Genomic DNA, 10,032 nt, shown 5'->3' with positions numbered 1-10,032 from the left:
ATGGCCGGTTTGCGGAACCACGTCGCTCTCGTGGCCGGTGCCACGCGCGGCGCCGGTCGCGGCATCGCGGCGGCCCTCGGCGAGGCCGGCGCGACGGTGATCTGCACCGGCCGCAGCAGCGCCGAACGCGACGGGCACTCCGACTACGACCGCCCGGAGACGATCGAGGAGACGGCCGCACTCGTCACCAGCCTCGGCGGCACGGGCGTGCCGGTGCAGGTCGACCACCTCGACCACGAGCAGGTGCGGGTGCTGGCCGAGCGCGTGCGCCGCGACCACGGCCGGCTCGACGTGCTGGTCAACGACATCTGGGGCGCCGAAAAGCTCAAGGGCGGCCCCGCCGAGTGGCACAAGCCGATCTGGCGCCACGACCTCGACGCCGGCCTGCGGATCCTGCGCCTCGGTGTGGAAACCCACCTCGTCACGTCGCACTTCCTGCTGCCGCTGCTGGTCGAACGGCCGGGTGGCCTGCTCGTCGAAATCACGGACGGCACGCAGGCGTACAACGCGGACAACTACCGCATCTCGGTGTTCTACGACCTGGCGAAAGCCTCGGTGAACCGTCTCGCGTTCTCGCAGGGCCACGAGCTCGCGCCGCACGGCGGCACCGCCGTCGCCGTCACGCCGGGGTGGCTGCGGTCGGAGATGATGCTCGACAACTACGGCGTCGTCGAGGAAAACTGGCGCGTCGCACTGGAACCCGATCGGCCGGACGGGCTGCCCACGGCACCACCGCCCTTCGCCCGGTCGGAATCGCCGCGGTACGTGGGCCGCGCGGTGGCGGCGCTGGCCACGGATCCGCAGCGGGCGCGGTGGAACCAGCGATCGGTGAGCTCGGCCGAGCTCGCGCGCGAGTACGGCTTCACCGACGTCGACGGCACTCAGCCGGACAGCTGGGCTTGAAACGCGGTTCAGGGTTTCTGGCACGTGAGTCCGTGAGTTCAGGTTTTATCGGGCAGGATTTAATCAGCACTTGAGGTTCGCAGCTCAAATCATCCCTAAGTTATCGCCGCTTCGGTTGCGAGCCCCCGTGGTCGGGCCACATCATGATCTCGCACGACACAGTGGTCGGCCGACCCCTGCGTCACGGCACGAACTTTGTTGTCAGAACAGGGGAATCACATGTCGCCCACGGATGGGACCGCGGTCGCCGAACCGCCGGAAACCGCGTTCAGGCACGAGGAAACCGGGTACCACAAAGGACTGAAGAACCGTCAGGTCCAGATGATCGCCATCGGCGGTGCCATCGGGACCGGCTTGTTCCTCGGCGCGGGATCGCGTCTGCACAGCACGGGCCCGGCGCTCGCCGTCGTCTACGCGGTGGCCGGGATCGTCGCGTTCTTCGTCGTTCGCGCGATGGGCGAACTGGTGATGCACCGCCCGTCTTCCGGGTCCTTTGTGTCCTATTCGCGCGAATTCCTCGGCGAAAAGGCCGCCTTCTTCGCGGGCTGGATGTACTTCCTGAACTGGGCCACGGCGGGTGTCGCCGACGTGACCGCGGTGGCCAAGTACACGCAGTTCTTCTGGCCGGACCTGCAGCAGTGGATTCCGGCGCTCATCGCGTTGTTCGCGATCCTCGCGGTGAACATGGTGTCGGTGAAGCTGTTCGGGGAACTGGAGTTCTGGTTCGCCGCGATCAAGGTGCTGGCGCTCGTGGTGTTCATGGTCGTGGCGATCGTGGTGCTCGTGACCCGCCACCCGGTCGACGGCGTGGTGACCGGCCCCAGCCTCATCTCCGGCAACGGCGGCCTGTTCCCGACCGGCGTGCTGCCCGCGTTGCTGATCCTGCAGGGTGTGGTGTTCGCCTACTCGGGCGTCGAGATGGTCGGGGTCACGGCCGGCGAGACGGCCAACCCGCGCAAGGTCATCCCGAAGGCCGTGAACTCCGTGGCCTGGCGCATCGGCATCTTCTACGTGGGCTCGGTGCTGCTGCTGGTGATGGTGCTGCCGTGGACCGCCTACAAGAGCGGCGAAAGCCCGTTTGTCACCTTCTTCTCGAAGCTGGGCATCCCGGCCGCCGGTGGCATCATGGACGTCATCGTGCTCACCGCGGCACTGTCCAGTGTGAACTCCGGCTTGTACTCCACCGGGCGCATCCTGCGTTCGCTGTCCGTCGCCGGCTCGGCCCCGAAGTTCACCTCGCGCATGAGCAAGAGCGGCGTGCCCTACGGCGGTGTCCTGCTCACCGCGGCGGTGTACGTGCTGGGCGTGGTGCTCAACCTCGTGGTACCCGGTGAGGCGTTCGAGGTTGCGCTGGAGTTCTCGGCGCTGGGCATCATCGGCATGTGGTCGATGATCGTGATCTGCCACCTCGCGATGACCCGCAAGGCGGCGCGCGGCGAGATGTCCCGGCCGTCGTATCGGCTGCCGGGCGCGCCGTACACGAACTACGTGACCCTCGCTTTCCTGTTGCTGGTGCTCACGATGAGCTGGTGGGGCGGCACGACGGGCCGGATCCTGATCTACAGCATCCCCGTGCTGGCACTGGTACTGGTCGCGGGCTGGCTCGGCGTGCGCGCCCGGGTGCGACGGATCGCGGTGGAACGCGCCGAGAGCTGAGCTGCTGGGCCTCCGGCTCCCATTCCCGCCGGAGGCCCGGCTTTCAGCTCGCCAGCACCTCGTCGGTCGGCTTGACCTCGACCAGCGGTCCGTACAGCCGCAGGATCGCCAGCGTCTGCTCGTGGCTTTCGGCCGAAACCCCCGCGCACGCGTCGGAAACGACCGTGACCGGGGTGCCCGCGTCGGCGGCGGCCAGGGCGGTGGACAACACGCAGCAGTCGGTGGAGACGCCCGCGAGGACGAGGCGGCCGTCACCCACCAGCTCCGCCAGCGCGGGCGTCCACTTGCCGAAGGTGTGAGCGTCCACTGTGGATCGCACAGGGAACTCGGGGACCACCGCGTACGCCCGGGAATCCGGTGGTTGCAGCGCGAACGGCCACTGTTCGTAGTACCTCACCCAAGCCCCGGCCGGTTGCTCGGGCGCCAGGAACCGCGTGAACGCCACCCGTGCCCCGAAGGCGTCGACCAGCCGGCGCACCTGGGGCAGGATCTCCGCGAAGCCGGGCGTGAACCAGCCGCTCGCCGGGTCGGCGAAGATGTTCTGCAGGTCGATGACCCCGAGCAGCGGCTTCACGCGGCCTCCTGCGCTCAACTCGTGTTCGCGAGTCACCAGGCCGGCGTTTCGGGTGCGTCAGCTTCAGTGGGTGAGCACGGGGGTGTCGTACTTCGCGATGCCCACAGCGCCACCCCACTTCACGCACTTGCCTGCGGCGGCGGCCGTCACGGGACCGGCGTAGTAGGAGAACGAACCGGAGTCCGCATTGCGCGTGGCACCTGCACCACGAGGTGGGCCGAGGTCGCCGAAGCCGTACCGGCACCCGCGGACTTCATGGTGCTCACGTAGGCCGCGTCGTCACCCCGGACGAGCAGGCTGTTGTCGTAGCCGGTCCACGTGCCGCCCTCGTGGTACACGGCTGGGCCGGGCCGGCTTTCTGTGATCTGCGTCTAACGGGAACAACTAAGTTGAGTGGGTCGTTGTCAACTTCGTAAGGTCCGGTCAGCCGCTCAGGAGCTGATCGAGGCCACCTGAAGGAGGAACGCAGATGTTGATCCGGACCGACCCGTTCGCCCAGTTCGACCGCATCACCCAGGGGTTCTTCACCGGTCAGCCCGCCAGCTCGCCGCGCACCATGCCGATGGACGCCTACCGCACCGGTGACGAGTACGTCGTGCAGTTCGACCTGCCGGGCGTCGCCCGCGAGTCGATCGACGTGAGCGTGGAGCGCAACGTGCTGACCGTGAAGGCCGAGCGCGCCGCCGCCTTCGGCGAGGACGCCCGCGTGCAGGTTTCCGAGCGTTCGCGCGGCAAGGTTTCGCGCCGCCTCGTGCTCGGCGACACCCTCGACACGGACCGCGTCGCCGCGGAGTACGTCGACGGTGTGCTCACCCTGCGCATTCCGGTCGCCGAGAAGGCCCAGCCGCGCAAGATCACCGTCGGTGGCGAGCCGCAGCAGCTCGAGAACTGAGTCTGGCTCACCACGGCCCCGTCGCTCCCCTGCGGAACGACGGGGCCGAACCATGTTTGTCCACAGTGGATTTTCACGGCGTCCACAAGGGACTCCTGCGAGGGTGTGGTAGCCGTCACATCAAGCTCGTGAACCGTTCACAGGATGGCTCCCGTGTTTGCGGGTGTCCGGCACCGAGCCGGGAAGCCCGACAGGTTCTGGAGAATCCCATGCTGCGCAAGACGGTTCTTTCCCTCGCTGCCTTCGGTGCCGTGACCGGCGCGGTGCTCGGCGGTGCCGGCATCGCCTCGGCGGCGCCCGTCGCCCCGGGTGCGAGCGGCATTCTCGACTCGGGCATCAACTTCTCGGAGCCGCAGGGCTCGCAGGGCATCAACGGCACTGCCGGCGAGTGCATCACCGTCGGCATCCCGGCGACCGGGTCCTTCCAGTTCGTCACCGGCACGATGACCCTGTGGACGGGCGCGGACTGCAAGACCGGCGACGCCGCCGTGGTCAAGGACGACGTCGAGAACATCCCGGCCACGTTCGGCGCCGGCTTCGCCCAGGTCCAGTCCATCTACATCGGTGACAACGCCCCGGCCGAGCCGCCCGTCGCGGGGGCCAGCGCGATCATCGACTCGGGCAAGAACTTCTCGGAGCCGAAGGGTTCGCAGGGGATCAGCGGCAACGTCGGCGACCAGGTCGACGTCGGCATCTCGGAGACCGGCTCGATCCAGTTCGTCACCGGCACCTTGACGCTCTACACCGGCCCGAACCTCACCGGGAAGTCCCTCGTCGTGACGCACGACGTCAAGGACCTCGCCGCGCTGGGCTTCGGCAAGGTGCAGTCGGTGCGGATCGGCGCTGCTGCCTGATCCTGCACTTGAGCTGATGGCAAAGGCCGCCCCGGTGTTCCGGGGCGGCCTTTCGCTCGTCTGGGTTGTCCACCTGTGGACAACTTGGGGACAGCTTGTGGTCAACCAGGTGAAACCGCAGGTCAGGGCTTGCGCCCGATCCCGCCGGCGATGATCCGGTGGGCGACCGTGATCGGCTTGAGCTGGGGGCCGTCCGGCCACCAGTGCACGAGTTCGGAGATCCCCGGCTCGATCATCTCGAGCCCGTCGAACAGCTCCTGGATCTCCGCGCGGGTGCGCCAGGTCGCGCCGCCCAGGGAGCCGCGGGCGACGGCCTGTTCGAGTTCGCGCATCACGGCCGTGTCCTCGGACTCCGGGTCGAGGAGATGGGAAATGATCACGTACGAACCACTCGGCAACGCCTCGATGTACTCGCGCATCACCTGGGCCGGCGCACCGCGGTCGCCCTTGTGGTGGTGCAGCGTCGCGACCTGGGAAAGTGCGATCGGCTGGGTCCAGTCGAGGTGGGTGCGCACCACCTCATTGTCGAGGATGGAGCTTGGGTTGAAGATGTCGCCCTCGACGTAGCGCGTGAGCTCGTTTTCTTCGAGCAGCGCGCGGCCGTGCGCGGTGATCACGGGGTCGTTGTCGACGTAAACGACCTTCGACTCCGGGTTCACGCGCTGCGCGACCTGGTGCACGTTTTCGGCCGTGGGCAAGCCGGAACCGCAGTCGAGGAACTGGACGACGTCGGTCTGCTTCGCGATGAACCGCATGGCGCGAATGAGGAACGCGCGGTTTTCCTTGGCGACCTCGACCACATCCGGCATGGCCGCGGCCATTTGCTCGCCGGTTTTGCGATCGATTTCGTAGTTGTCGCTGCCGCCCAGCAAGTAGTCGTACACGCGCGCGACGGAGGCCCGGTTGGGGTCGATGCCCACAGGAGCGTTCACATCGGCATCAGCGGCGTTCGGCGACATCGCGCTCGTCCTCCGGGAGGTTCGTGTCGGTGGTCACGCCGAGGGTAGTCGCCGCGGCTGTCACCCGGGCACCGGGCGGGTCGCGTTCAGGCCGGCGAGCACGACACCCAGGGCGTAGCGGAAGTCGTCGTCCGGTGTGGAGCCGTGGCGGTCCCGGAGTCCTTGGGACATCAGGGGAAACGGGATCTCCCCGGTTTCTTCGGGCCGCGTCTGGTCTTCCACGGCCCGGCCCAGCACGAAATGCACGAAAACCCCGGCGGCCCGCGTCGCGTCGGCCAGGGGGAAACCCGCCTGGTGGAGGACATCGACGGTGCGTTCGGCGAACTCGCCGAGTGATCGCGCCACGCGGAGGTCGGCACCGAGCGCGAGGCGCGGTCCGTCGCGGTGGCCGAGGAGTGCGGTGTGCAGCGCGAAGCCCGCGGTTTCCAGCCACTGCAGCCAGGGTGTGTCCCGCGGGGGCAGCCGGCCGAGAACGGGCGCGACGACGGCGTCGGCCAGGTGGTCGAGCAGGGTGCGTTTGCTGCTGAAGTGCCAGTACAGGGCAGGTGCCTTGACGCCGAGTTCGGTGGCGAGCCGGCGGACGGTGAGCTTGTCGAGCCCGTCGGCTTCCAGTAGCGCCAGTGCGGTTCGGACGGCGTCGGGCACGTCGATCGGCATCGCCTTGACTCCTTAACGAGTTACGGTGGTCGCGAAGACGTCCGAAGGTGAACAGCGGTTGTGCGCTTCCTACCTGGTGGGGTGCGATGGCAGACGCAGCAGCGTTCGAAAACTCACGGGTTTTGGTTTTCTGGGAACACCGGCCTTGCTGCGGACGATCGCGGGCGAGGTTCGGTTCGCGGGCGCGGTGCCCGCGTCCGGCCGGTTCGCGGGCGGCACGTTCCAGCCTGGTGGCAGTCTCGCCGGCGTCACCGAACCCGCCGGCCACGACGGTCCGGTGACCCCGGTGACCCCGGTGACCCCGGCGACGCTGGCCGGCGCGATCCGGCGCGTGACCGGCGCCGACGTCGTCGTCGAGGAACTGCGTGAGCCGCGGGACTTCAGCGACCAGGCTCGGCAGGCGGACACCTACCGCCGTGGCCGGGTTCTGCTCGCCGGCGATGCCGCCCGCGTGCACTCGCCCAGCGGTGGACAAGGACTGAACCTGGGCCTGGTCGACGCCGTGAACCTGGGGTGGCAGCTCGCCGCGGTGATCCGTGGCCGGGCGCCCGAGGCGTTGCTCGACACGTACACCCGCGAACGCCACCCCGCGGCGGAGGCGGTGCTGCGCGACACCCGGGCGCAGTCGGCGCTGCTGGCACCCGGCCCGCACGTCGACGCGTTGCGCGACATCGTCGGTGAGCTCATGGACATCCCCGAGGTGAACCGGTATTTCCGCGATCTTCTGTCGGGTGCGGACCAACGCTACGAGCTGCCCTACCGCGCGAGCGGTGCGGTCGGCCGGCACTCACCCGACGTCGAGCTCGTCGACGAACACGGCGTCCGGTCACAGCTGCACGAACACCTGCGCACCGGGCGCGGGCTGCTCGTTCTCACACCCGGTGTGGATTGTGCGACAGATCGTGTTGAAGTTCTGACAGCGACCAACACCGGCCCGTGGCTGGTGCGCCCCGACGGGATCGTCGCGTGGGCCGACGGCGACCGGGCGTCGCTCGAGCTCGCGCTGGACACGTGGTTCGCGTGAGCCTCAGCCGCCGGAGTGCATGTCCTCGGTTTCGGGGACGCAATCGTCGTCCGGGTCGTCGAGCCAGCCGTGGGGCAGCGTGACCTTGCCGGGCGAGCCCTGGCGGCCGCGGGGGCCGTCGGCGTTCTCGGGGAATGGCGCGTCGAAGTCGAGGCGCGCGATGAGGTCGTCGAGCTCACCGAGGCTCGACACCATCGCGAACCCGCGGCGCAGCTCGGATCCGACGGGGAAGTTCATGAAGTACCACGCCATGTGCTTGCGCAGGTCACGCAGCGCCTTGGTCTCGCCGTCGTGGGCGATCAGCAGCTCGGCGTGGCGGCGCAGCACACCCGCGACCTCGCCCAGGGTCGGCCCGACCGGGATCTCACGCCCGGCGAACGCCGCCTCGAGCTCGCCGAACAGCCAGGGCCGACCCAAGCACCCGCGCCCGACGACCACGCCGTCGCACCCGGTCTCGTCGACCATGCGCAGGGCGTCGGCGGCGGAGAAGATGTCGCCGTTGCCCAGCACGGGGATGCTGGTCACGGCCTGCTTGAGCTCGGCGATCTTCGACCAGTCGGCCTGGCCGGAGTAGCGCTGCGCGGCCGTGCGGGCGTGCAGGCTCACCGCCGCGGCGCCCTCGGCCTCGGCGATGCGCCCGGCGTCGAGGAACGTGCGGTGCTCGTCGTCGATGCCCACGCGGAACTTCACGGTGAACGGCACCCCGGCCTCGGCCGCCGCCTTCGCCGACTCGCGCACGATGTCAGCGAACAGCTTCCGCTTGAACGGCAGCGCCGCCCCGCCGCCCTTGCGCGTCACCTTCGCGACGGGACACCCGAAGTTCGAGTCGATGTGGTCCGCGAGCCCCTCACCGGTGATGATCCGCACGGCCTCGGCCATGGTCTTCGGGTCCACACCGTAAAGCTGCATCGACCTGGGCTTTTCGTGCTCCCCGAAGGTCATCATGTGCATGGTGCCGGGGTGCCGCTCGACGACGGCGCGGGCGGTGATCATCTCGCACACGTAGATGCCCGCGCCGTACTCCGCGCACAGCTGCCGGAACGCGACGTTCGTGATGCCCGCCATCGGCGCGAGCACCACCGGCGGATCGACCTGGTAGGGGCCGATCTGCAGGGCGGGCTTGCTCAAGGTGGCGGTCACGGTCTCCATTGTCGCCTGTGGTGTCGATCACGTCGAGGAGGGGCTCTCCACGGTGCTACGGCACCACGCGAGTCAGGGCGTCACCACCACCTTGATCGACGTCGCCGTATCCCGCTGTGCCTCGAACGCCGCCGTGATGTCCGCGAGGGCGAAGCGGTGCGAAATCAACGGCTGGACGTCCACCTGCCGGGACACCAGAAGGTCGAATGCCTCCTGGCAATCACGCGGTGTGTAGGCGAAGCTGCCCAACAGCCGGAGTTCTTTCTGCACCAGATCGTCAACCGGGACACTCAGCGAGTGTGCGGCGAGGGCGACGGCGGCGATCGGCGCGGCCGCGCGGGCGAGTTCGAACGCCAGCGGCAGCACCGCAGCCGCGCCGGAGCATTCGAACACCGCGCCGATCGCGCCCGAACGAGGTTGGTACGGCGACGAAGTCGTCCCACGGGAAGCGAACAACGAAGCGCGCACGTCATCCGTCGAGGCATCCAGTGCCTCGTGTGCGCCGGCGGACACGGCGGCCGCGAGTCGGCGAGGTGAAGTGTCCACCACGATCACATCACGAGCGCCGTCCGCGAGAAGGACTTGCACCACGCATTGTCCGATGGTTCCCAACCCGAACACCACGGTCGGCTCGTCCAAGGGCGGCGCGGCGTGCCGCACGGCGCGCACCGCGACCGACAGGGGCTCCAGGAAAGCCGCTTCCTCCAAGGGAAAGTCCTCCGGCAGCACGAACAAGTGCCGACCCACCACGGCGTTGCGGACCAGTACCTGATCCCCGAACCCGCCGGAGTGACCCGAGCCGGCCGAGCACAGGTTCTGCCGTCCCTCGGCGCACCGCGGGCAAGCCCCGCACGGCGCTGCCGGGTTCACCGCGACGCGGTCGCCGACGCGCAACCCGGAGACCGCGGCCCCGACCTCCGTCACGGTCCCCGCGTACTCGTGCCCCAGGGGCACGCCCGGTGCGATCCACACCCCCTCCGTGTAGGAATGCACATCCGACCCGCAGATCCCGCACGCCCCGACGGACAAGACCACATCGGACGGTCCGCACGCCGGTGCGGACACCTCGTCGACCGACAGCGTTTCGATCGCCTGCCACGTGACCACTCGCACAACAAACTCCTAAGTGGATTATCGCTGAAAGGACCTGTCCCCGAGCCGGCACGCGACCTGCCGTGGCTCGACTACCGCGGGGTCGCGACGCAAGAGTGTGCCGGAGTCCTTTGTGGGCACGGCGAAAACGGTAGCACCACAGCAGACCCAGGAAACCGGCCAACAGGTAGTGCCCGTTGCGCCGCACGGGTGAATCCCGAAAGATCAAGAATCTCCTTGCCATAAAAGGACTTTGTCCTGAATCGAGAACCTTCCAAGTG

General features: G+C 68.6%; 10 protein-coding genes and 1 pseudogene. 5 read left to right on the top strand and 6 right to left on the bottom strand.

Annotation, left to right across the window (positions count from 1 at the left end; all coding sequences use genetic code 11):
• Together ACWEOE_RS00180 and ACWEOE_RS00175 are read left to right on the top strand one after the other, a co-directional pair.
• Positions 1 to 903, top strand: a complete 903-nt coding sequence (locus ACWEOE_RS00180; RefSeq protein ID WP_452001686.1) for an SDR family oxidoreductase — start codon at positions 1 to 3, stop codon at positions 901 to 903.
• Positions 904 to 1,122: 219 nt separating this feature from the next.
• Complete coding sequence (locus ACWEOE_RS00175) at positions 1,123 to 2,559, top strand: amino acid permease (RefSeq protein WP_452001683.1); 1,437 nt, start codon at positions 1,123 to 1,125, stop codon at positions 2,557 to 2,559.
• Positions 2,560 to 2,602: 43 nt separating this feature from the next.
• On the opposite strand, the gene ACWEOE_RS00170 is transcribed toward ACWEOE_RS00175, so the two are convergent.
• Positions 2,603 to 3,133 (bottom strand): cysteine hydrolase family protein, encoded by a 531-nt coding sequence (locus ACWEOE_RS00170; RefSeq protein ID WP_452001681.1) that lies wholly within the window; start codon positions 3,131 to 3,133, stop codon positions 2,603 to 2,605.
• A 469-nt stretch (positions 3,134 to 3,602) separates the two neighbouring features.
• On the opposite strand from ACWEOE_RS00170, the gene ACWEOE_RS00165 reads away from it, so the two are divergent.
• Together ACWEOE_RS00165 and ACWEOE_RS00160 are read left to right on the top strand one after the other, a co-directional pair.
• Positions 3,603 to 4,025 (top strand): Hsp20/alpha crystallin family protein, encoded by a 423-nt coding sequence (locus ACWEOE_RS00165; protein WP_452001678.1) that lies wholly within the window; start codon positions 3,603 to 3,605, stop codon positions 4,023 to 4,025.
• A gap of 209 nt (positions 4,026 to 4,234) precedes the next feature.
• Positions 4,235 to 4,879, top strand: coding sequence for a hypothetical protein (locus tag ACWEOE_RS00160; RefSeq protein WP_452001675.1), 645 nt, complete (start codon positions 4,235 to 4,237; stop codon positions 4,877 to 4,879).
• A 122-nt stretch (positions 4,880 to 5,001) separates the two neighbouring features.
• On the opposite strand, the gene ACWEOE_RS00155 is transcribed toward ACWEOE_RS00160, so the two are convergent.
• Both ACWEOE_RS00155 and ACWEOE_RS00150 read right to left on the bottom strand, forming a co-directional pair.
• Positions 5,002 to 5,838 (bottom strand): SAM-dependent methyltransferase, encoded by an 837-nt coding sequence (locus ACWEOE_RS00155; protein ID WP_452001673.1) that lies wholly within the window; start codon positions 5,836 to 5,838, stop codon positions 5,002 to 5,004.
• 60 nt (positions 5,839 to 5,898) lie between these two features.
• Complete coding sequence (locus ACWEOE_RS00150) at positions 5,899 to 6,495, bottom strand: TetR/AcrR family transcriptional regulator C-terminal domain-containing protein (RefSeq protein ID WP_452001671.1); 597 nt, start codon at positions 6,493 to 6,495, stop codon at positions 5,899 to 5,901.
• Positions 6,496 to 6,520: 25 nt separating this feature from the next.
• On the opposite strand from ACWEOE_RS00150, the gene ACWEOE_RS00145 reads away from it, so the two are divergent.
• Positions 6,521 to 7,519, top strand: a complete 999-nt coding sequence (locus ACWEOE_RS00145; RefSeq protein WP_452001668.1) for an FAD-dependent monooxygenase — start codon at positions 6,521 to 6,523, stop codon at positions 7,517 to 7,519.
• A 3-nt stretch (positions 7,520 to 7,522) separates the two neighbouring features.
• On the opposite strand, the gene dusB is transcribed toward ACWEOE_RS00145, so the two are convergent.
• The 3 genes and pseudogenes from dusB to ACWEOE_RS00130 all read right to left on the bottom strand — a co-directional run.
• Complete coding sequence (gene dusB, locus ACWEOE_RS00140) at positions 7,523 to 8,668, bottom strand: tRNA dihydrouridine synthase DusB (protein ID WP_452001665.1); 1,146 nt, start codon at positions 8,666 to 8,668, stop codon at positions 7,523 to 7,525.
• A 63-nt stretch (positions 8,669 to 8,731) separates the two neighbouring features.
• The gene (locus ACWEOE_RS00135; RefSeq protein ID WP_452003275.1) at positions 8,732 to 9,388 is read right to left on the bottom strand and encodes a zinc-dependent alcohol dehydrogenase; all 657 of its coding nucleotides are present in this window, start codon (positions 9,386 to 9,388) and stop codon (positions 8,732 to 8,734) included.
• A gap of 33 nt (positions 9,389 to 9,421) precedes the next feature.
• A pseudogene (locus tag ACWEOE_RS00130) lies at positions 9,422 to 9,694 on the bottom strand (alcohol dehydrogenase catalytic domain-containing protein); the annotation flags it as partial.
• Between the last annotated feature and the right edge of the window lie 338 nt (positions 9,695 to 10,032).

Source organism: Amycolatopsis sp. NPDC004368, assembly GCF_053602515.1.
This window is presented reverse-complemented; position numbering and strand designations above follow the sequence as displayed.